The organism is Planktothrix prolifica NIVA-CYA 540 (assembly GCF_963864145.1).
Lineage (GTDB): Bacteria > Cyanobacteriota > Cyanobacteriia > Cyanobacteriales > Microcoleaceae > Planktothrix > Planktothrix agardhii.
In genome coordinates, this window is record NZ_CAWLTW010000001.1 from 977039 (window position 1) to 997660 (window position 20622).

Annotated in this window: 29 protein-coding genes; 24 read left to right on the forward strand and 5 right to left on the reverse strand. The window is 44.0% G+C overall.

The genetic code is table 11. The features are described 5' to 3' along the window. Positions 1-23: 23 nt before the first annotated feature. From AC559H_RS04485 to AC559H_RS04505, 5 genes are all read right to left on the reverse strand, one after another. The gene (locus tag AC559H_RS04485) at positions 24-1106 is read right to left on the reverse strand and encodes a chemotaxis protein CheW (RefSeq protein WP_026793855.1); all 1083 of its coding nucleotides are present in this window, start codon (positions 1104-1106) and stop codon (positions 24-26) included. 49 nt (positions 1107-1155) lie between these two features. Next, a complete protein-coding gene (locus AC559H_RS04490) occupies positions 1156-2721 on the reverse strand; it encodes a CheR family methyltransferase (RefSeq protein WP_026793856.1) in 1566 nt (521 codons plus the stop codon). Between the two features lie 187 nt (positions 2722-2908). After that, positions 2909-4648, reverse strand: a complete 1740-nt coding sequence (locus tag AC559H_RS04495) for a R3H domain-containing nucleic acid-binding protein (protein ID WP_026786908.1) — start codon at positions 4646-4648, stop codon at positions 2909-2911. Between the two features lie 119 nt (positions 4649-4767). Beyond that, positions 4768-6033 (reverse strand): circadian clock protein LdpA, encoded by a 1266-nt coding sequence (gene ldpA, locus AC559H_RS04500; RefSeq protein ID WP_026793857.1) that lies wholly within the window; start codon positions 6031-6033, stop codon positions 4768-4770. 140 nt (positions 6034-6173) lie between these two features. After that, positions 6174-6650 carry an NAD(P)H-quinone oxidoreductase subunit N gene (locus AC559H_RS04505; protein WP_026786906.1) on the reverse strand — a complete coding sequence of 159 codons (477 nt, stop codon included), beginning with the start codon at positions 6648-6650 and terminating at the stop codon, positions 6174-6176. A 616-nt stretch (positions 6651-7266) separates the two neighbouring features. Between AC559H_RS04505 and rplC the strand changes: the two genes are divergently transcribed. The 24 genes from rplC to rpsK all read left to right on the forward strand — a co-directional run bounded on the left by rplC (position 7267) and on the right by rpsK (position 20593). Beyond that, positions 7267-7956, forward strand: a complete 690-nt coding sequence (gene rplC / locus AC559H_RS04510; RefSeq protein ID WP_026786905.1) for a 50S ribosomal protein L3 — start codon at positions 7267-7269, stop codon at positions 7954-7956. Between the two features lie 14 nt (positions 7957-7970). Further along, positions 7971-8609: a 50S ribosomal protein L4 gene (rplD, locus tag AC559H_RS04515; protein WP_026786904.1), complete on the forward strand. Its 639-nt coding sequence runs from the start codon at positions 7971-7973 to the stop codon at positions 8607-8609. After that, positions 8599-8904, forward strand: coding sequence for a 50S ribosomal protein L23 (locus tag AC559H_RS04520; protein WP_026786903.1), 306 nt, complete (start codon positions 8599-8601; stop codon positions 8902-8904). Before rplD ends, AC559H_RS04520 begins: the two co-directional genes overlap by 11 nt. Before the next feature lie 121 nt (positions 8905-9025). Beyond that, positions 9026-9889, forward strand: a complete 864-nt coding sequence (rplB, locus tag AC559H_RS04525; protein ID WP_026786902.1) for a 50S ribosomal protein L2 — start codon at positions 9026-9028, stop codon at positions 9887-9889. Positions 9890-9976: 87 nt separating this feature from the next. Next, positions 9977-10255, forward strand: coding sequence for a 30S ribosomal protein S19 (rpsS, locus tag AC559H_RS04530; RefSeq protein WP_026786901.1), 279 nt, complete (start codon positions 9977-9979; stop codon positions 10253-10255). A 67-nt stretch (positions 10256-10322) separates the two neighbouring features. Then, entirely contained in the window at positions 10323-10679 is a 357-nt protein-coding gene (gene rplV, locus AC559H_RS04535; protein WP_026786900.1) for a 50S ribosomal protein L22, read from the forward strand. A 65-nt stretch (positions 10680-10744) separates the two neighbouring features. Next, entirely contained in the window at positions 10745-11473 is a 729-nt protein-coding gene (gene rpsC, locus AC559H_RS04540) for a 30S ribosomal protein S3 (RefSeq protein ID WP_026793858.1), read from the forward strand. Between the two features lie 75 nt (positions 11474-11548). Further along, a complete protein-coding gene (gene rplP / locus AC559H_RS04545) occupies positions 11549-11974 on the forward strand; it encodes a 50S ribosomal protein L16 (RefSeq protein WP_026786898.1) in 426 nt (141 codons plus the stop codon). A 50-nt stretch (positions 11975-12024) separates the two neighbouring features. Beyond that, positions 12025-12261, forward strand: coding sequence for a 50S ribosomal protein L29 (gene rpmC / locus AC559H_RS04550; protein ID WP_026793859.1), 237 nt, complete (start codon positions 12025-12027; stop codon positions 12259-12261). A gap of 158 nt (positions 12262-12419) precedes the next feature. Further along, positions 12420-12677: a 30S ribosomal protein S17 gene (gene rpsQ, locus AC559H_RS04555; protein WP_026786896.1), complete on the forward strand. Its 258-nt coding sequence runs from the start codon at positions 12420-12422 to the stop codon at positions 12675-12677. 37 nt (positions 12678-12714) lie between these two features. Continuing rightward, on the forward strand, positions 12715-13083 hold the full coding sequence (gene rplN, locus AC559H_RS04560) for a 50S ribosomal protein L14 (protein ID WP_026786895.1): 369 nt from the start codon (positions 12715-12717) through the stop codon (positions 13081-13083). Beyond that, positions 13083-13436, forward strand: coding sequence for a 50S ribosomal protein L24 (gene rplX, locus AC559H_RS04565; RefSeq protein WP_026793860.1), 354 nt, complete (start codon positions 13083-13085; stop codon positions 13434-13436). The genes rplN and rplX overlap by 1 nt, the downstream gene beginning before the upstream one ends. A 113-nt stretch (positions 13437-13549) precedes the next feature. Then, a complete protein-coding gene (gene rplE, locus AC559H_RS04570) occupies positions 13550-14101 on the forward strand; it encodes a 50S ribosomal protein L5 (protein ID WP_026786893.1) in 552 nt (183 codons plus the stop codon). An 18-nt stretch (positions 14102-14119) separates the two neighbouring features. Next, positions 14120-14521, forward strand: a complete 402-nt coding sequence (gene rpsH, locus AC559H_RS04575) for a 30S ribosomal protein S8 (protein ID WP_026793861.1) — start codon at positions 14120-14122, stop codon at positions 14519-14521. 142 nt (positions 14522-14663) lie between these two features. Then, positions 14664-15212 carry a 50S ribosomal protein L6 gene (gene rplF / locus AC559H_RS04580; RefSeq protein WP_026786891.1) on the forward strand — a complete coding sequence of 183 codons (549 nt, stop codon included), beginning with the start codon at positions 14664-14666 and terminating at the stop codon, positions 15210-15212. 3 nt (positions 15213-15215) lie between these two features. Continuing rightward, positions 15216-15578, forward strand: coding sequence for a 50S ribosomal protein L18 (rplR, locus tag AC559H_RS04585; protein ID WP_026786890.1), 363 nt, complete (start codon positions 15216-15218; stop codon positions 15576-15578). Between the two features lie 142 nt (positions 15579-15720). Next, complete coding sequence (gene rpsE / locus AC559H_RS04590) at positions 15721-16263, forward strand: 30S ribosomal protein S5 (protein ID WP_026793862.1); 543 nt, start codon at positions 15721-15723, stop codon at positions 16261-16263. A 39-nt stretch (positions 16264-16302) separates the two neighbouring features. Next, positions 16303-16770 carry a 50S ribosomal protein L15 gene (gene rplO / locus AC559H_RS04595; protein ID WP_026793863.1) on the forward strand — a complete coding sequence of 156 codons (468 nt, stop codon included), beginning with the start codon at positions 16303-16305 and terminating at the stop codon, positions 16768-16770. Positions 16771-16869: 99 nt separating this feature from the next. Then, positions 16870-18177 (forward strand): preprotein translocase subunit SecY, encoded by a 1308-nt coding sequence (gene secY, locus AC559H_RS04600; protein WP_026786887.1) that lies wholly within the window; start codon positions 16870-16872, stop codon positions 18175-18177. Beyond that, positions 18174-18746 carry an adenylate kinase gene (locus AC559H_RS04605; protein WP_026786886.1) on the forward strand — a complete coding sequence of 191 codons (573 nt, stop codon included), beginning with the start codon at positions 18174-18176 and terminating at the stop codon, positions 18744-18746. The genes secY and AC559H_RS04605 overlap by 4 nt, the downstream gene beginning before the upstream one ends. A 225-nt stretch (positions 18747-18971) precedes the next feature. Further along, positions 18972-19196: a translation initiation factor IF-1 gene (infA, locus tag AC559H_RS04610; protein ID WP_008191178.1), complete on the forward strand. Its 225-nt coding sequence runs from the start codon at positions 18972-18974 to the stop codon at positions 19194-19196. A gap of 103 nt (positions 19197-19299) precedes the next feature. Continuing rightward, entirely contained in the window at positions 19300-19413 is a 114-nt protein-coding gene (gene rpmJ / locus AC559H_RS04615) for a 50S ribosomal protein L36 (protein ID WP_071782548.1), read from the forward strand. 314 nt (positions 19414-19727) lie between these two features. Then, a complete protein-coding gene (gene rpsM, locus AC559H_RS04620; RefSeq protein ID WP_026786885.1) occupies positions 19728-20108 on the forward strand; it encodes a 30S ribosomal protein S13 in 381 nt (126 codons plus the stop codon). A gap of 92 nt (positions 20109-20200) precedes the next feature. Further along, complete coding sequence (gene rpsK / locus AC559H_RS04625) at positions 20201-20593, forward strand: 30S ribosomal protein S11 (RefSeq protein ID WP_026786884.1); 393 nt, start codon at positions 20201-20203, stop codon at positions 20591-20593. The last annotated feature ends 29 nt before the right edge of the window (positions 20594-20622 follow it).

Here is a 20622-nt window from a genome sequence, read left to right on the forward strand (position 1 = left end):
CATGAAATCTATCTTACCTGGGATTAAACCTCTTGATCAACAAATAATTCTCCTTGAGTCATAATTTTTGCCACATTCAGAATGCTCATCATTTTGTCTTGATAAAAAGCTGTCCCCTGTAAGTATTCATCCTGTTTGAGATGAACCGCGGTAGGAATAGTTTTAATCTCGGATTCTTTTAAGTATATTACATCAAAAATTGCTTCTACAATGATTCCGGCAACAATATCATTAATTTTAACAATCATAGCCTTAGATAATACTTGAGAGGCTTGTAAAGGTAAATTCACGAGGCTCCGAATATTCACTAAAGTTAATATTTCCCCGCGTAAATTCATATTTCCAACAATATGGGGAGGAGTACAAGGAATCGGTGTAATATTATGAATGTCTGTAAATTCTCGGATAATTTCTAGGTTAACCCCAAAATATTCTCCATTTAAACTGATCACAGCTAAAGCAACTAACCCAGTAAAATCTTGGTTATCAATGGAACATCTTAAATTTTTAGCTCGTTCTTGAAAAATTATGCGTTCTTCTGGGGTTGCATCGGGAGAGAAAATATAATTTTGTACTTTCTGGTAGGTGTGTTGTTTGGAGGACTCTCCTTGGAGATGGGGTTGATGATTTTCGAGATTTATTCTCTCTAAATTAAAATCTGGGAGAGAGTGACTAATATATTGAATCAGGGTTTCTGGATTTAAAATCATGACCAAATGTTCATCAACTTGAGCCACACCTTGAAGATAATAGGAAGGGTGAACCTGATTAAATTCCTGTTGAAATTTATAAGCTAATTCAGTTTTAATGGCATCGCTAGTAATCATTTTCACTTCAGAAACTTGAGTGACAATAATTCCTAATCTAATGTTATTAAATCTTAAAATAATTACGCTATCTGATACAGTATAATTCGGCTCAGGATACCCTAATCGAATAGTTAAATCAATAATGGGAAGTAACTCTCCCCGCAGATTAATTAAACCCACTAAATCAGCAGGGGCGGCGGGAATTGGTGTTAATTCGGGCAGGAAAAAAATTTCTTCAACTACAGAAGCCATAATTGCATAACACATCGACTTCAGTGTAAAAATTAAATAAGCCATAATTCAGTTATCAGTAAACAGTTATCAGTAAACAGTAAACGGCCAATAGTCAACAGTCAATAGCTAAATGTTTATTTTCTAAAAAAACAATTAAATCTTGAGCCGTAACTCCTTCCAAATGTTCAATCCCCATGGTCGGAGGTAAGGATTTGAGGAGAGCTAAAGCGTTACCATACATTTTAGCTGATCGGGTATGATCTCCTTCCCGTTCATAAATCGATGCGAGTTCCAGATAGGCTGGAATGGAGGAGGGAAGCAGATAAATAATTCTTTTGGATAATAACTTTGCTCCAACTAAATCCTCCTGTTCTTGAGCGATATGCAACAGTAAATAATAAGGTAATATAGATAAAGAATCTATTTCAATCGCTTTTTTACAGTAAGATATAGCTTGTTCATATTGTCCTAGATTTGCCCATGCTTGTGCCAATAAATAATAAGCATCAAATTTAGTTTCGGATTTTAGGTGGCGATTTTCATTTCTTTCTTTTTTTTCTGTGATGGTCAAATCCAGATTTTTTACATAATAGTTATAAGTTTGAAGAAATTGTTCAGTTTTTTGAATGGCGGCTGAATACTGTTTATTTTTAAAATATCTTTTTGCTTCTTCTAGGCTTTTTTGAGATAACTTTAAATTTTCAGCTTGATGATTCTCAACCTGGTTGGTTTTAGGGTATGGCTCCTGATATTTCCGAGAAGAATATAATAGATTATTCCAACGATTATCTATATCAATAATTGATTTAGTGTTAATAGTCAAGGGTTCTTTCCATAAATCAATAGGTCGTTGATAAATCATGGATTCAGGATAAATTTTTGCTTGAAATTTTCCAATATTTTCTATACCTTGTAATTCAGCATGACCTGTAATTAAATAACCTCTTGGTTTTAAAACATTAAAAAACTTATAAATTACTTGATTAATATAGTCTTTTTCAAAATAAACAAAAACATTCCGACAAATAATTAAATCCACATCTTGAATCGGGTTATAATTAGGATGACAATAGGAATCTTTAACTAAATTCAAATTAAAAAATTTAACAGAATTCTGAGTCAACGAATTGATTTTCCAATCTTCTCCTTGTCGCATAAAGTATCTATTTCTCAGTTCTAAGTCAACCATACGGAAAGACCAAGCGGTGTATAAGCCTTGATTGGCTTTTTTTAAGGCTTCCTCATTCACATCAGTTCCTAGAATCTGAAGATTCCAACTTCCCCAGTCTGGGATTAACTGTTGAAGTAAAATAGACAGGGTATAGGGTTCTTCCCCCGTCGAACAACCCGCACTCCAAAGAGTTAAACTTTTGGTGTCTTGCCGCGATGCAATTAAATCTGGTAAAACTACAGTTCGTAAGAGATTAATTTGACCTTGATCTCTAAAAAAATAACTTTCAATGGTTGTAATTAAAGGAATTAATTGTTTCCATTCCTCTCGACTTTGGGAACTATCGGTACTTAATAAATCTAAATAAAATTGAGGATGAGGCAGTTTTAAAGATTTAACTCTGATCTTTATTTTTTCAGCCAGTACACCGTAGTCCTGCAAACGAATAAATAACCCGGTTTGACTTGTAATCAGCTTAATAAAAAGTTCGATTAGTGCTGGTTCCATATAATAATCAGTTATCAGTTAACAGTCATCAGTTATCAGTTTAAGAGTTAATCAAAATCAGTCATCGGTTAACAGTCATCAGTTATCCGTTCAAGAGTTATCAGTTATTAACTAATAACTGCCAACTAATAACTGCCAACTAATAACTGTTAACTGATGACTGATGACTGATGACTGATGACTGAGTTTAGGCGGGATAAATTCTTAAACGACGGTTTGGTTCTTCCCCAAAACTATTGGATTTCAGACGATAATGTTCTACTAATTCATGCTGCATTTTTCTGACTTGGGAAGACCGAGGCAGTAATTCCACAGGTTGTCCTTTAGGAATCACAATTTGTTCCACCGCTAAACGAGCCTCTTCCAAGGCTTCGATTTCATCAGAAGAACCACTGGCCACAAACAAATTCAAATCCGCAATTTCTGGGGTACTGGGATCTTCCATTTGTAACAGACGTCGCAGGGCACGGGCAATTTGAGGGTTGTTCGGTGATTTTATCGTATGAATCGGAACTTGACGAGTTTTAGCAACATGGCGGATTTTGGATTGATTTCTAATATGCGATCGCAACGCCAACACCACATCCGCACTATCAATATCCTTAGTCAAAATCACAGGTAAAGACAACATTTGGATCACCTGTTCAATTTGATGACGAGGAACCCCATAGGGATAAATACTTAACGGTGAACCTTCCCCTAGTTTATGAATTAAGGTAAATTCCTCATCGGGAACACCAGGGATAACCCCAGAAAAAGACTGTTCTAGTAGTTGTTCAAAATATTGAGATTCTGACGCCGTATTTTCCACAGGTAAAGGCATCATTTTCCCTGAACCTCGCAACCCCCGAACAACAGGCATTGTAGCCGCAGGTTCCCGGGATTTCATCGTTGAGCGTCCAGGACTGGTAATGGGGTTAACGGGAGTATATCGTTCTTCAAAAACTTCAACTTCACCCGCATCATTCATAGTTCTGATTTGCAAAATCGGCTGCATTCCGCGTAACAGATGATCAATCGTAGTCGCTACAGATTCATGTACAACCCACCGTTGCTGTTCCAACATTTCCACCGCCACATCAAAGGTCGGAGGGGCTTTACGCTCCAATACCGTCTTTTGAGAACCCCGACGTCGAGCTTCCTCATCCCCTAAAGTCACCGCTTGAATTCCCCCAATCAAATCGGCAAGGGTGGGGTTTTTCATCAAGTTTTCAATCCGATTACCGTGGGCTGTACCAATCAACTGTACCCCCCGTTCGGCAATGGTTCGCGCCGCTAAAGCCTCCAGTTCTGTGCCAATTTCATCAATCACAATCACCTCTGGCATATGGTTCTCCACCGCCTCAATCATGACTTGATGTTGCAGTTCAGGACGAGCCACCTGCATCCGACGCGCCCGGCCAATGGCAGGATGGGGGATATCTCCATCCCCAGCAATTTCGTTAGAGGTATCAATAATGACTACTCGTTTTTCCAGTTCATCCGCTAACACACGGGTAATTTCTCGCAATGCCGTGGTTTTTCCCACTCCTGGACGACCCAGCAAAAGGAGCGATTGACCCGTTTCCACCAAATCTCGAATCATGCCAATCTTACCAAAGATGGCTCGACCCACCCGACAGGTTAAACCAATCACCTTTCCCGTCCGGTTGCGAATTGCGCTAATTCGATGTAAAGTTTGCTCAATCCCAGCCCGGTTATCCCCGCTAAATTCCCCAATCTGCACAATACAATGTTCCAGATCGTCCAAGGAGACAGGGATAGTCGAGAGATATTCGGCTTTGGAGGGAAAACGAGCCTCTGGAAGACGCCCCAAATCCATCACAATCTCAATCAGACTATCTCGTTGGGGATGCTGTTGCAAATTCTGCCGAATCTCATCAGGAACAATGGAGAGTAATTTGTTCAGGTCGTCTGTAATTTGCATACTCTTATCATTTATCAGTAAATAGCTATCAGTTATCAATGATGAATCAGTCATGATTTCAGCAGTCATTTATGAATTTTTTATCAGCAAAACTTTTTATTGTATTCACCGATAACTGATTAATGATCGCCGATAACTGATTTAATCTGGGAGACAAGGGTTGAGGCTTTACCGACCACTTGCCAGAGCAACTCCGGGTTAGCTTCCAGTACAGATAGGCTAGGGCGCGTCTCGACGGAAGAAAGCGTCTTCTTCTGACTCAAAGGTTGAGATCCTTCAATGAAGGTTTCCTGCCGTTGAAAACTATCCCTTTGAGGTTCGGTCGTGGATCGGGATTCCAACTGTTCCAACAGGGGTGACAACAGAACACGGGCATAGCTACCATATCCAACACCCGCCACCCGATGACCATAATTAACTGACCTTAACTGTTTTTCACCGATGGTCTGAGTTTGTTGATCAGGATTTGGAAAAACGGAGTTAAGCACAGGATCATCTATAACTGTTGACCGTAAAAGCCCAAGGGATTTGAGCTTGGCTACAGTATAATCGTTTGTGCCACCCGCAAGCTGTACATATCCAGGTAAATTTGCCGCCAAAATTTTTTGGCACAGTTTCACACTTGCCAAGGTTGTCCCCGCCCCAATATCCCCACTCATCGGTCGGCCATCGGTTTGCCAAATTAAGGGACAATTCAGGGGTAGGATCATTTCAGATAAGGTTTTCAGATAGTTGACTACCCCCTCCCCATCCGGGCAGCTAATTGCCACCAGTTTGAGTTTTTCCAAATAGGGTTGGATACTATTCCAGAGTCGTTGAAAGTCTTTCTCTCGTCCCACTTGAGTATGAATTTCTAAGGCATCTATCCCAGTTTGTAATACCAGAGGAGCAATCTCATCCGGGCGAAAAACATAAGACCGAGCATCAATCAAATCCACTGGACAGATTGGAATACAGCGTCCGCAGCCATAGCATAGTTCATCTATGACACCAGATTTTAGGGGGGAAAATGCGATCGCTCCCGTAGGACAAACCGTTTCACAGGGTCGCCAACAACTTTCAGGACAAACGGTCGCCTCAAACTGCGCCTTCCGAAAATGCGGATCTTCACCATCATTCAAGCTCACCATTAACCACGGACGATAGCGATAGCCAAATCCCAGGGTTTGGGCCTGTTCACCGAGAAATTCAGCCCGGTTTAAGGCTTCCTGAGCCACTGTAATCACCGCCGGGTCAGCCGCCACATCAATACAGTCCGCCCCGGCTAAGGTGTAGGCTAAGGTTAAATTTCGGATCGCAGGCAAATGTTGATAACTGGCTCCGCAAATGAGTTTGAACCAGTTACCTTGTTGTAAAGCTGTTAAAGGAGAATCATAATTGTTCACACTTTCTATGGTGACACAAGAATCAGCGTTTTAGAATCATTTTTTAATTGATTAATCACATGGTTTTTGTTAAAAAAATTAAGTTGGGTAAATACCCAACTCATTCGGCTTAAAATCAACCTCAAAATTAATAACAGTGTTCAAGCCGCAACATTTACATCCTTGAGCGGTGTCCATTGGACGACTCGCGCTCCACCCATTTCCACCACCAATTTGACCCGAGGTTCTTGTTGGGGTAGCTGAGTCAGAAACGTTATCTCTTGACTCGACAAAATATGACCTTCAATAATCCACAGCACTAAACCTTTCGATTTGGGTGGAAGTTGCTCTAACTGGGTATTTAAAATCGGAGGAACATAATAAACATCCCCAACAGCCGCTTCATTCCCACTGCTTTTTTTACCTAAATGAGCAGGACGAACCCCATGCACCCCGGTTAAATAAGCCGATAAATCTCCTAAACCCCGTGCAGATAGGTTATAGGTTGTATATCCATTCGCCCGCAACCGACGACGATACCGTCCTTCAAACCCCCCTTCCAGGGGAACATACATTCCTAATGCCTTGTATGTTTCCAAATCTCTAATCAGCTTGCTTCCTGTTGTAATCAGTGCCATAACTTGGTGATTAACCTCTTAACTGCATCTTGCTGAATCTCTGCTTGAGATATTTTGACACAATTTTGATCAGAATCCCAATGGGTTATTGACAGATTGTTAAAATTACCCTACAATTAAAAATTGTCGCTAATCGGTCAAATACTGTTAGCTTCTAAAATACCAAATTTCAGAGGCTGTGAGGACATCGCGTTAACGGTGTTCACCCCAAAGAAGTCAGGAGTTAGGAGTAGAGCAGTTAAGCCGAATCCGCAAGGAAACAGCAACCGACTGACCTTAAACTCTAAACAAATTCGGCGCGAGCCAAGAGATCTGCAAAGGGTTTGAGATACATCAGCAAAGGATACTGAGTAGCTTGCTGCTCAAGTCCGGGCGACATAAGTGCATTATTGAGGGCAATCCTCGATTTGCAAACAGCTTAGAACTTGTTAATAGCCTGAAACTGTTCTAAATTCCCCAGGGTTTATCCTGCTTAAACGGTAGGAGATGATTTTGGCGTGTTTAAACATCTACAAGCCATTTTAGCAAATGTCTTGTTCATCTGTTGCAAGCGGATTCTTCCTTAAAGTCGATCCGAATCTTATTTGTAATGCTTAGAAAAGAGAGGCTAGTTTAAGTGTCTGTAGGTATCCTCGGCACAAAGGTCGGTATGACCCAAATCTTTGAAGCGGAAAGCGGGAAAGCTATTCCTGTCACCGTCATTCAAGCTGGGCCTTGCATCGTGACCCAGATTAAAACCAAACAAACCGACGGCTACACAGCTATCCAACTAGGATACGGTGAAGTTCCTGATAACAAACGCAAGCTTAATACAAAAAAAACTCCCGACAAAGAGGTCAATAAGTATCTCAGCAATGCGGAACAAGGACATTTAGCCAAATCCGGCGGCACCTGTGTACGTCACCTGAAAGAATATCGGGTCAGCGAACCCGAATCTTTTGAATTAGGCCAACAACTCAAAGCTGACATTTTCACACCGGGACAACTGGTGGATGTCAGTGGAACCAGTATGGGTCGTGGCTTCTCAGGTTATCAAAAACGGCATAACTTCAAACGAGGCCCCATGGCCCACGGTTCCAAAAACCATCGTCAACCCGGTTCGATCGGCCCTGGAACCACTCCTGGCCGTGTTTACCCTGGAAAACGCATGGCCGGACATTATGGAGCCAGCCAAGTGACCACACGCAAATTAATCGTTGTGCGTATCGATCCTGAACGTAACCTCCTGTTAGTCAAAGGAGCGGTTCCTGGCAAGCCCGGTGGTTTGTTAAGCATCGCCCCAGCTAATATCGTCGGTGGTAAGTAGTCAAGGAGATAACTATGGTTGATTGTGTAGTCCGAAATTGGCAGGGTGAAAGCGTTGGACAAGCAACCCTTGATCTGAAAGTCGCATCCCCCGAAAATGCCAGTCATATTGTTCATAGAGCCGTAGTCCGGCAACTAGCCAATGCTCGTCAAGGCACAGCTTGCACCAAAACCCGGGCGGAAGTTCGGGGGGGCGGTCGCAAACCTTGGCGTCAAAAAGGCACAGGTCGCGCTAGAGCCGGTTCTATTCGTTCTCCCCTATGGCGAGGGGGCGGGGTGATCTTTGGGCCAAAACCCAGAGACTATTCCCAGAAAATGAATCGCAAAGAAAGACAGTTAGCCCTACGCACCGCCTTTCAAAGCCGGGCTGAGGATTTAATTGTGGTAGAAGACTTTGCAGATCAGTTTTCTCAGCCGAAAACCAAAGATCTAGTATCGGCGATGACCCGTTGGGGAATTGAACCCGATTCAAAAGTCCTCTTGGTACTGTCAGAGAAACAACCGAATATTTATCTGTCCGGTCGCAACATTCCTAGATTGAGAATGTGCTTGTCCGATAGCTTAAACGTTTATGACGTCCTAGCTGCTGACAGAATTGTAACAACTGCTGCTGCCCTAGCCAAAATTCAGGAGGTTTACGGAGATGCAACATGATCCCGGCGATCTGATTGATTTGGTGAAGCGTCCGATTGTAACGGAAAAAGCCACAAGGTTAATGGAAATTAATCAGTTCACCTTTGATGTTGATCGGCACGCAACTAAGCCGATGATCAAACAAGCAATTGAACTGTTATTCCCCGTTAAAGTCAAAGCTGTTAATACCCATATTCCGCCTCGTAAACGTCGTCGGGTCGGTAAATTTGTGGGATTTAAAACAGGCTACAAACGGGCAATTATTACCCTAGAGGATGGGGAGCCTTTGCGGAAAGTCTTGTTCCCAGGGGTGTAGAGTCAGTTGTTGGTAATCAGTAAACAGTAAATATTGTAAGAATTAAACATTAAATCTTGCATTTTTTCTTGACTGATAACTGATAACTGATAACTGATTACTGATTAGTAAGGATTACATAATGGGAATTCGTTCATACCGACCCTATACTCCCGGTACTCGCCAACATACTGTTTCTGACTTTGCAGAAATTACCCGTTCTGAACCGGAACGTTCTTTAACAACTTCCAAACACCGGGATAAAGGAAGAAACAACCGAGGCGTGATTACCTGCCGTCATCGGGGTGGCGGACACAAAAAGCTGTATCGAATTGTTGATTTTCGTCGCGATAAGCACGAGATCCTCGCCAAAGTCGCTGAGATTGAGTACGATCCCAACCGTAATGCTCGGATTGCCCTGGTGTATTACACCGATGGGGAAAAGCGTTATATCCTGCATCCGTTAGGACTCAAAGTCGGAACCATGATTGTTTCTGGCCCAGAAGCTCCGATCGAAGTCGGGAATGCTCTGCCCCTGTATAAAATTCCGTTAGGGACAGATGTGCATAACGTCGAATTGATTCCCGGTAAAGGGGGACAAATCGTGCGGGCGGCTGGTACTACGGCTCAAGTTCTAGCGAAAGAAGGGGACTATGTAACCCTGAAGTTACCTTCAGGCGAACAACGCAAAATCCCAGCTAAATCCTACGCCACCATTGGACAGGTGGGTAATATTGATGCTCGCAACATCAGTATCGGGAAAGCCGGTCGTAAGCGTTGGAAAGGTCGTCGTCCTGAAGTTCGCGGTAGTGTGATGAACCCTGTGGATCACCCCCATGGTGGTGGTGAAGGACGCGCTCCTATCGGTCGTTCTGGCCCTGTTACTCCTTGGGGTAAACCCACCCTAGGCGCGAAGACTCGGAACAAGAAAAAACGCAGTACCGCTTTGATTGTTCGTCGTCGTCGGAAGTCCTCGAAACGGGGTAAAGGTGGACGGCAAACTTAATCGGCTTGTCGGTTGGCCGTTGACAACTTATTAGGTCAACAGTCAACACTTCACGCCATTGAAACCTTAACGGTTAATAAATTAACTATGTCTCGTTCACTTAAAAAAGGCCCTTTTGTGGCTGATCATCTCCTGAGCAAAGTTGAAAAACTCAATGCCAAAGGAGAAAAACAGGTAATTAAAACCTGGTCAAGAGCATCAACGATTATTCCTCAAATGGTGGGTCATACGATCGCCGTCCACAACGGCAGACAACACGTTCCCGTGTTTCTGACGGAGCAAATGGTAGGTCATAAATTAGGAGAATTTGCTCCAACTCGTACCTTCCGAGGTCACGCTAAAAGTGACAAAAAAGCCCGCCGTTAAAGGTTAACAGTCGATATTTTTCACTGGTAACTGATGATGCGGATACATAATGACTGACAAATGAACTATGGCTATAGATACTAGCGCCGAGGTGAAGGCGATCGCTCGTTACATTCGGATGTCACCTCATAAAGTAAGACGAGTCTTGGATCAAATCCGGGGAAGATCCTACCGAGAAGCTTTGATTATTTTGGAATTCATGCCCTATCGGTCTTGTGAGCCAATTCTCAAAGTTTTACGCTCTGCGGTTGCTAACGCAGAACACAATTCTGGTTTAGATCCAGCCAGTTTAGTGATTTCCCAGGCCTACGCGGATCAAGGGCCAACCATTAAACGGTTTAGACCTCGCGCCCAGGGTCGTGCCTACCAAATTAGAAAGCCGACTTGTCATATTGTGGTTGCCGTAGCTCCAGCCACGGAGTAGGTACCCCCAATCAGCGATTGGCGCGAGTAGGACATTCTAACTCTTTTCTAAAAAAGAATTGAAACATGGGACAAAAAATTAATCCTATTGGGTTCCGGTTAGGAATTACCCAAGAACATAGATCTCGTTGGTTTGCGGATTCTAAACAGTATCCTGAACTGTTACAAGAAGACCATACGATTCGGGGGTATGTTCGCAAGGAGTTGAATAATGCCGGAATTTCTAAAGTCCGAATTGAACGCAAAGCCGATCAAGTTGACTTAGAAATTCATACCGCTAGACCGGGTGTTGTCGTAGGTCGTGGGGGTGCAGGAATTGAAACCCTGCGTCTGGGTCTCCAGAAAAAACTCGGCAATAATCGCCAAATTCGGATCAACGTGGTGGAAGTTGCCAAAGTTGATGCGGACGCCACCTTGATTGCTGAGTATATCGCCCAACAACTAGAAAAACGAGTTTCCTTCCGTCGTGTAGTTCGTCAAGCGATTACCCGGGCGCAAAAAGCCGGAATTGAAGGCATCAAAATTCAAGTCAGTGGTCGGTTAAATGGGGCAGAAATCGCTCGGACTGAATGGACTCGGGAAGGGAGAGTACCTTTGCATACCCTCCGCGCTGATATTGACTACGCCTACTGCACGGCGCTGACAATCTACGGCATTCTCGGTGTTAAAGTTTGGGTCTTTAAGGGCGAAATTATCCCAGGACAAGAGGAATTAGCGAATTCTCCGACCAGTCAACCCCGTCGGAATCGTCAACCTCGTCGTCAAAAATATGACGACCGTTCTAACGAAGGATAAAAAGATTGTTGTCTGTTATCTATTTACTGATAACTGATAATGCGGATAGGTGAATACTGATTATCGGATTCGATCATGTTAAGTCCCAGAAGAACAAAATTCCGCAAACAACAGCGTGGTCGCATGAGAGGTCAAGCGACCCGGGGTAATGATCTAAATTTCGGTGATTTCGCACTGCAAGCTTTAGAACCCTGTTGGATTACCTCTCGCCAAATCGAAGCAGCCCGTCGAGCCATGACTCGCTATATTCGTCGGGGTGGAAAGATTTGGATTCGGATTTTCCCCGATAAGCCCGTAACCATGAGAGCCGCTGAAACCCGGATGGGTTCTGGTAAAGGTGCTCCTGAGTATTGGGTGGCTGTGGTTAAACCCGGTCGAGTATTATTTGAAATTGCCGGAGTTACCGAAGAAATTGCCCGGGAAGCGATGCGGTTAGCGGCGTTTAAATTGCCGATTAAAACCAAATTTATTGCCCGTCCCGTTGACGAAGAAGCTCAATAAAAGTGCTGTTAACCGTTAACGGTTAACTGTCAATCCCACAGGACTTTGTTATGTCTTTTCCAAAAATCGAAGAAGCCCGACAGTTAAATGATGAAGAACTGTCTCAGCAAATCTTGGAGATCAAAAAACAATTGGCTAACCTCCGGTTACTTAAAGCCACCGGGCGTTTAGAAAAACCCCACGAGTTTAAGCACACGCGCCATCGTTTAGCCCAATTAAAGACGGTGGAACGGGAACGCCAAATCAGTAATCAGTCATCAGTTACCAGTGATCAGTTGTCAGTTTAAGAGTTATCAGTTTAAGAGTTAATCAACTGTTGGCTTATTGACTAATAACTGATTCCTAATAACAGTTAACTAATAACTGCCAACTAATCACTGTTAACTGATGATGACTGATGACTGATGACTGATAACTAATAACTGATTTTGGAGAGATTTGCACTATGGCAGTAAAAGAAAGAGTTGGCTTGGTCGTTAGTAACAAAATGGATAAAACAGTGGTTGTAACGGTAGAAAACCGTTCTCCCCATCCTAAATACGGCAAAATTGTCGTTAAAACTAAACGATATAAAGCCCACGACGAAAACAACCAATGTCAAGAAGGAGATCGGGTTCGCATTTCCGAAACTCGCCCTTTAAGCAAAACAAAACGCTGGAATGTGGTCGAAATTCTAGGCGGTAATGACAAAACCAATCTGTAGGGATTTGGTTATTACTTGAGAACGAAAAAATAAGATCATGATTCAAGTCCAAACAATTCTCAATGTTGCTGACAATAGCGGTGCGCGAAAATTAATGTGTATTCGCGTTTTAAAGGGCGGTAACTGTCGCTATGGCGGAATCGGTGATGTGATCATTGCCGTTGTCAAAGATGCTATTCCCAATATGGCGGTGAAAAGATCCGATGTAGTTCGGGCTGTAATCGTCCGTACTCGTCATAGTTTACGTCGAGATAGTGGCATGAGCATTCGGTTTGATGACAATGCGGCTGTGATTATCAACGCAGACGGTAATCCCAGAGGCACTCGTGTATTTGGCCCTGTGGCTCGGGAACTACGGGATAAGAATTTCACGAAAATTGTTTCTCTTGCACCGGAGGTTCTGTAATGTCCAAAAAAACCACATCTAATAAACCCGAACGCTATAAAATGCACGTTAAAAAAGGCGATACCGTGCAGGTGATTACGGGTAGCGATAAAGGGAAAGTCGGAGAGATTCTTCGGGTTCTTCCCAAAGCCAGTAAAGTCGTTGTTAAGGATGTCAACGTGAGAACCAAGCACGTTAAACCTCGTCAAGAGGGAGAATCCGGTCAGATTACGACTTTTGAAGCCCCAGTTCACAGTTCTAATGTGATGCTGTATTCCACTAAAGAAAACGTTGCCAGTCGGGTGTGTTACACCTTTACCGAAGACGGACGTAAGGTGAGAATGCTGAAAAAAACGGGTGAAATTATTGATTAAAGAGGGAACACCGGAACACCGGAACAGGGAATTACCCAAAACCCATTACCCATTCGTAATTCCAATTGTCAACCATCCTGACAAAGCCCAGGATTTATAAAGAGCAACTCACTATGGTAGCTAAACTCAAGACTGTCTACTTGGACAAAATCGTCCCCAAAATGATGGAGCAGTTCCAATATGAGAACATCCATCAGGTTCCTAAGATTATTAAAGTCACAATCAACCGAGGTTTAGGTGAAGCGTCTCAAAATGCTAAAGCGTTAGAGTCCTCCCTGAATGAATTGGCTGTGATTACCGGACAAAAACCCGTGGTCACAAGAGCCACAAAAGCCATTGCTGGATTCAAAGTTCGCAAAGGAATGCCCGTTGGTGTGATGGTGACCCTGCGTTCAGAACGGATGTATGCTTTCTTAGATCGACTGATCAACTTATCCCTACCTCGGATTCGTGACTTTCGGGGTGTGAGTGGAAAAAGTTTTGATGGTCGAGGTAACTACAGTTTGGGTGTCCGAGAACAACTGATCTTTCCTGAAATCAGCTATGACAGTATTGATCAAATTCGAGGCTTAGATATTTCAATTGTCACCACGGCAAAAACCGATGAAGAAGGGCGAGCCCTGCTCAAAGAAATGGGAATGCCTTTTCGGGAAAGCGGTGTGTAGTAAAGTAACGAGGAAACTATGGCGGCAAACGATACTATTGCGGATATGTTGACGCGCATTCGCAATTCTTGCATGGCGCGGCATCAAACTACACAAATTCCTTCTACAAGAATGACTCGTAGTATAGCCCAAGTTCTCAAACAAGAGGGCTTTATTGCAGACTTTGAGGAAACAGGCGAAGGCATTAAAAAATACTTGGTGGTCTCTCTCAAGTACAACTCTAAAACCAAAGCTCCAACCATTCAGAAATTACAGCGAGTTAGCCGACCGGGTTTGCGAGTCTATCGCAACCGTAAAGAACTCCCTCGCGTCTTAGGTGGCATTGGCGTAGCAATTATTTCTACGTCTTCTGGTGTCATGACTGACCGAGAAGCCCGACGTCAAGGTGTCGGCGGTGAAGTGCTTTGCTACATTTGGTAAAAAGTTCGTTTATCGCTTGTCAGACTTCGGGTTTAGGGGTTTCAAAGCCTTATGTTTTGTCTCTGTGTCTCGGTGAACATTCAAGCAAGCGCGATTAGAACTAATCCAACCCTTTTCTATTCGAGAATTGAAATAAATAACTATGTCTAGAATTGGTAAACGTCCAATTTCTGTACCTAAGCAGGTCACCCTAACCATTAATGGTCAACAGGTTATAGTTAAAGGCCCCAAGGGTGAACTCTCCCGTGTGCTTCCCCCTGAAGTTGTGGTGGAACAGGACGGAGAAACCGTTAACGTCAAACGGGCTTCCGAATCTCGTACCGCTCGTCAACGTCATGGTCTCTGTCGAACCCTTGTTTTTAATATGGTTGAAGGGGTTTCTAATGGCTTTGAACGTCGTTTGGAAATCCAAGGGGTCGGTTATCGAGCCGCAGTCCAAGGTACAAACCTGGTGTTAAACGTCGGTTATAGCAAACCCGTGGAAATGATTCCCCCAGAAGGTATTCGCGTTGCTGTTGAAAATAACACTAACGTGATTATTAGCGGGATTGACAAAGAAATTGTCGGTAATATGGCCGCCAAGGTTCGTGCCGTGCGTCCCCCGGAACCCTATAAAGGCAAAGGCATTCGTTATCTAGGCGAAGTGGTCAGACGTAAAGCTGGTAAAACTGGTAAGGGTGGGAAAAAATAAACTATGAAACTAACTCGTCAAGAATCCCGGGATCGTCGTCATCGGAGAGTTCGAGTCAAGGTCTTTGGAACCTCTGAACGGCCCAGATTAGCAGTGTTTCGCTCCAATCATCACATTTATGTGCAGGTGATTGATGATACAAAACATCAAACATTAGTTGCAGCCTCTACCGTGGAACCTGATTTCAAATCCGCAGATTCATCCGGGGCAACCTGTGATGCCTCTGTCAAAATCGGTCAATTAATTGCTGAACGGGCTGTGGCTAAAGGCATCAAAAAAGTGGTATTTGATCGGGGTGGATATATCTATCACGGTCGCGTTAAAGCCCTAGCTGACGCAGCCCGAGAAGCTGGATTAGACTTCTAATAGTAAGCAGTAAACAGTAAACAGTCAATCAAATAAAATAGAAGTTATTGTTAATCAACCATGAATAACGGCAACGACCTAACTGATTACTGATTACTGATGACTGATCACTGAAATTAACGTTGTTCAGGATATTAAAACTATGGCAGAGCAGCAGCAACAGCGGCGCAACAACAAAAAAGGTAGCCGCACCAAAGAAAAAGAAGTCGAGTGGCAAGAACGGGTTGTACAAATCCGTCGTGTCACTAAGGTGGTAAAGGGCGGTAAAAAACTCAGCTTTCGGGCTGTAGTCATCGTCGGGAATGAAAAAGGTCAAGTCGGTGTCGGTGTCGGTAAAGCTGCCGATGTAATTGGGGCCGTTAAAAAAGGCGTTGCCGACGGTCGCAAAAACGTGGTCGAGGTTCCTTTAACCAAATCCAATTCTATTCCCCATCCCATCAACGGGGCAGGGGGAGGCGCTCAGGTGATGATGCGTCCTGCCTCTCCTGGGACGGGGGTAATTGCTGGCGGAGCCGTCCGTACCGTTTTAGAACTAGCTGGGGTTCGGAATATCTTGGCTAAACAACTGGGTTCTAGTAATCCTCTGAATAATGCCAGAGCCACCATTGACGCTTTGCAATCATTACGCACCCTCGCGGATGTAGCTAAAGAGCGGGGAGTTCCCATTGAGCATCTTTACGCCTAATTCCGTTGTCCATCTGAAACTGTTCAAGTATAAGCAATCATGAGACTCAACGATGCTATACCCAAACCAGGCTCTCGCAAACGCGGACGTCGCCTAGGTCGTGGGATCTCTGCTGGTCAAGGTGCAAGCTGTGGTAAAGGGATGCGGGGACAAAATTCCCGTTCTGGTCACAGCACCCGCCCTGGTTTTGAAGGCGGTCAAAACCCTCTGTATCGACGCCTCCCCAAACTCAAGGGATTTCCTCAAGTTAATCGAAAACAGTACACTACGATTAATGTAGGTGAATTGTCATCCCTATCGGCGAATACAGAAGTCACCCTAGCTTCCCTGCTAGAAGCGGGACTCCTAACCGCGAGTCGTGGCCCTCTGAAAATTTTAGGGAACGGAGAACTGAATGTTGCCCTTCGGATAGATGCGGCTGCATTTACTCAAGGTGCCCGTACCAAAATTGAAGCCGCCGGTGGGACTTGTCAGTTATCAGTCAACAGTAAACAGTTATCGGTCTAATAGTTAATAGCCAACAACTATTAATTATTAACTCTTAACTCTTAACTCTTAACTGATGACTGATAACTGATTACTGATAACTGATTGAGGTAGTCCTTCATGGTCGTTAGTCGAGACAAAGCGCCAACTGCACAGGAAACTTTCTTGCAGATGGCCCAAGCTGCTGGTCTAAGAGGTCGAATCCTAGTCACCATTGGCTTACTGCTCCTGGTGCGTGTGGGTGTATTCCTACCGATTCCCGGTATTGATACGGCTAGTTTCAGAGCAGCTATTCAAAATAACCCGGTGATTGGATTCCTCGATTTATTTTCTGGGGGTGGACTTTCGGCTCTGGGAATTTTTGCCCTGGGGATTTTGCCCTATATTAATGCCTCCATCATCATGCAATTGATGACGACGGCTTTGCCCAGTCTGGAAGACTTACAGAAAAATGAGGGAGAAGCCGGACGCCGGAAGATTTCCCAAATTACTCGCTATGTGGCTTTAGGGTGGGCTGTGTTACAAAGTGTGGGGATCTCCATTTGGATTAATCCCTTTGCCAATAACCCTGGCTCCCTATTCCAAGTTCAAGTGGTTCTAGCCCTTGTAGCCGGATCAATGTTTGTGATGTGGCTCTCGGAACTCATTACTGAACGCGGGATTGGTAACGGTGCTTCTTTACTGATTTTTTTGGGTATCGTAGCAGTTTTACCAACTTCTTTGGGTCAGACCCTAGAATTAGCCCAAAGTGGGGATCAAGCGATTGTCGGTCGGGTGATTCTTCTGTTAATTATTTTCCTGGCGATGATCGTTGGGATTGTTTTTGTTCAGGAGGGAACTCGTCGAATTCCGATTGTTTCCGCCCGTCGGCAAGTGGGTCGGAAATTATACCGAGAAAAAACGAGCTATTTGCCTCTGCGATTAAATCAAGGGGGTGTGATGCCGATTATTTTTGCCTCGGCAGTTTTGGTTTTGCCTGCTTCCATCTCTCAATTTACTAACAATCCGATTCTGGTTCAAATAGCAACGGCTCTAACTCCTAGCGGGTCAACTCCCTGGCTGTATGCGGCTTTCTATTTGGTACTGATTGTGTTCTTTAGCTATTTCTACGCTTCATTAATTATGAATCCTGTGGATATGGCACAGAACCTGAAGAAAATGGGGGCTAGTGTTCCGGGGATTCGTCCAGGTCGCACAACCAGTGAGTATATTGAGCGAGTTTTAAATCGATTGACGTTTTTGGGAGCTATCTTTTTAGGTTTAGTTGCCATTATCCCTACCATTGTTGAGAGCGCCACAAGGGTTCCGACTTTTCGGGGCTTTGGTGCGACATCTCTCCTGATTTTGGTGGGTGTAGCTATTGATACGGCGAAACAGGTGCAAACCTATGTGATTTCTCAACGATATGAAGGGATGGTGAAACGATAGTGCGTTTGATTTTTCTCGGCCCTCCAGGGGCAGGCAAAGGGACTCAAGCAGCCATTATAGCTGCGAGTTTTGGGGTTCCTCATATCTCGACGGGTGAGATTTTACGCACCCATGTCGGTGAAAAAACTGGTCTGGGTCAAAAAGCTAAGGACTATATGGCTCAAGGCGAATTAGTCCCAGATCAACTGATTTTAGATATGGTGGAACATCGTCTTGAGGAGTCCGATGCTCAGAACGGTTGGATTTTGGATGGGTTTCCTCGGAATATTTCTCAAGCTGATTTTATCGCCGCCCTTGTACTCAAGGGAGACAGCGAAGCTAAAAATAGCGAGGGAGAACTCAAGGTGATTAACCTTGATGTTCCTGATGAGATTCTGGTACAGCGATTGTTGGCCAGAGGGCGTCAGGATGATAACGAGGGAATTATTCGTCACCGTTTACAAGTGTATCGGGAACAAACGGCTCCCTTAATTGATTATTACGGTCAGCGAAATCAACTCGAATCTATCAATGGGAACCGTTCCATGGATGAGATTACTCAAGAGTTGAAACAGGTTGTTTCTGCTTAGTAAAAATTCTGGGTCGGTCAAGTTGGAACCCCTTTACGGCTTTACCCGGGGTTTTAATGGAAATTAAGGCTAAGAGATTGACAAAAAACAGAGATTGAGCTCCAATTTTTGATAAAATATGTTAAGAAATACGTTTAAACTCGGATTTCTGAATGTCATCGGATGAGCAAATCTCGGTCATTTGTTGATCGGCGGGATGGATTGTTGAATTGAGGGAAAAACAACTTGGCTAAACAGGATCTGATTGAAATGGAAGGGACAGTCACTGAATCCCTTCCAAATGCTATGTTTCGCGTAGACCTAGATAATGGATTTAATGTCTTGGCCCACATCTCGGGAAAAATCCGTAGGAATTACATTAAGATTTTACCCGGAGATCGAGTCAAAGTGGAATTAACCCCCTATGACTTGACCAAAGGCAGGATCACCTATCGTTTACGCAAAAAATAGATGGAAATCTTACCCCTTATCCCAAAGGTTAAGGGTTAGACTAGATAAAAATCAGCTTTCAGTGATATAATAATAAATTTGTTGTAGCGTCGCTCTAATTGGCATGAAAGTTCGAGCATCAGTCCGCAAAATTTGTGAAAAGTGTCGTGTTATCCGCCGTCGCGGACGGGTAATGGTGATTTGTTCTAATCCCAAGCATAAGCAGCGCCAAGGTTAACACCCTAGGTCGTCCATTAAGGACGGATTATGAGTCTTGCTGAAACGGTCAAAACAGACGCTTACCAATTAAAATTCTGTGATTCAAGCCCTTACTTGCACAGGTCTCAACCCTTGTTAAGTTTCAAGAGTAGCCAAAATCCCATTCCTTCCCAGATCAAGGGAAAGAATGTGCAGTTGAAATCAGTACAGTAGCTTCAACCTGCTTGTGTAGCCTCGGGCGATTCAGCAAATTGGGAATCCATTAATTGCCTATCATTTTACTGCATGATTTAGGCATTGTCGTTAGTTACATTTTAAAGGGAGACGTTCATTGTGGCACGGATAGCCGGAGTAGACCTTCCACGAGATAAACGTGTTGAAATTGGTCTGACTTACATTTATGGAATTGGACTTTCGCGGTCTCAACAAATTCTCAAAGACTCGGGTGTTAATCCTGATACCCGGATTAAAGATCTAAATGATGCTGATGTGGCAGCCCTACGGGCGGCCATCCAACTGTATCAGGTAGAAGGAGATCTGCGACGGATGGAGGCGATGAACATTAAGCGCCTCATGGATATCGGCACCTATCGGGGTCGTCGCCATCGTTTAGGTCTACCTGTGCGGGGTCAACGCACCCGGACGAACGCTAGAACCCGTCGGGGTGTTCGCCGTACCGTTGCTGGTAAGAAAAAAGCGGCAGCTAAGAAATAATTAAGCCAGGCGTTTCAACTTACAAGAACTGCTGGTTAAACCCAAGCAGGTTTCCTCAACTCACCGCAAAGAAAATCGTAAACGAGATTACTATGGCGCGACAAACGAAAAAAACAGGGCCGAAAAAGCAAAAGCGTAATGTCCCGAATGGGTTGGCCTACATTCAATCTACCTTCAACAACACGATTGTAACGATTACCGATCCGAATGGGGAAGTCATTTCTTGGGCTTCTGCGGGGTCTACGGGGTTTAAAGGGGCAAAAAAAGGGACTCCTTTTGCTGCTCAAACCGCCGCGGAAAACGCTGGACGCCGAGCCAATGATCAAGGAATGCGTCAGGTTGAAGTGATGGTTAGTGGGCCGGGTGCAGGTAGAGAAACCGCAATTAGAGCCTTGCAAGGGGCTGGTTTAGAAATTACCTTGATTCGAGATATTACTCCGATTCCCCATAATGGTTGCCGTCCTCCCAAACGACGTCGCGTTTGACGACAGCTTTCACTTTTCGTTACGAACGT